This is a genomic window from Streptomyces sp. NPDC102437, from assembly GCF_044765565.1.
GTDB lineage: Bacteria > Actinomycetota > Actinomycetes > Streptomycetales > Streptomycetaceae > Streptomyces.
In genome coordinates, this window is record NZ_JBIWKI010000183.1 from 1 (window position 1) to 1,047 (window position 1,047).

General features: G+C 66.9%; 1 pseudogene. It reads left to right on the plus strand.

The annotated features are described in order from the left end of the window. Positions 1–59 precede the first annotated feature (59 nt). Positions 60–1,047 (plus strand): annotated as a pseudogene (locus ACIRJP_RS42750) (IS5 family transposase); the annotation flags it as partial.

Genomic DNA, 1,047 nt, shown 5'->3' on the forward strand with positions numbered 1-1,047 from the left:
CGTGATCAATCTGCGGGATGTGCCTTCGTGGCACGGTCTGGTCCGGTAGACCGTCTTGCGTGACGCGAGTGCAACTGACGGATCCTGAGTGGGAGTTCATCGAGCCGTATCTGCCGATCGGCGAGTACGGCCCGTATCCCGAGCGGCTGCGGCAGCAGTTCGAGGGTGTGATCTGGCGGTTCAGGACGGGCGGGCAATGGCGGGAGATGCCGGCAGAGTTCGGCGCCTGGTCGACCGTCCACAACCGCTTCCGCCAGTGGCGTGACGCCGGGGTCTTCGAGGCCCTGCTGGAAGGCCTGATCGCGGAAGCCGCGAAGCAGGGTGAGGTGGATCTGTCCCTGGTCAGCATCGACTCAACCACCGCCCGTGCCCACCACGACGCGGCCGGGATGCACCTCGATGAGGACATCGTCACCGCTCTGGAGAAGGCTGCTGCCGAGGAGGAGAAGGCCAGGTCAAAGGGGGCGGCCTCGAAGAACAAAGCGGGCGGGAGGCCGAAAGCGATCCCGCGCGGGAAGAACGAAGACGCGTCCGGCGTCTGCGCAAACTCCGGCTGAAGGCCGCCCTCCTCGGACGCTCCAGGGGCGGGCAGACCAGCAAGGTCCACCTCGCCGCCGACCGCAAGTGCCGCCCGCTGGCGTTCATCCTGACCGCGGGCCAGGCAGCGGACAGTCCACAGTTCATCCCCGTCCTGAAGAAGGTGCGGGTGCGCGGGCCTGTCGGCCGTCCCCGTACCCGGCCGGACGCGGTCGCCGGAGACAAGGCTTACTCGTCTCGCGGCAACCGTGCCCACCTGCGCAAACGCCGTATCAAGGCGGTCATTCCGGAGAAGAAGGACCAGGCCGCCAATCGGAAGAAGAAGGGCAGTGGGGGCGGCAGGCCCGTCAGTCACGACACCGATCTCTACAAGGAACGGAACACCGTCGAGCGGGCGATCAACAGGATGAAGGCATGGCGAGGCATTGCGACCCGCTACGACAAGACCCCGGGGAGCTACCTCGCCGGCCTCCACCTCCGCGCCTCGATGATCTGGGTCAAGGACCTCAC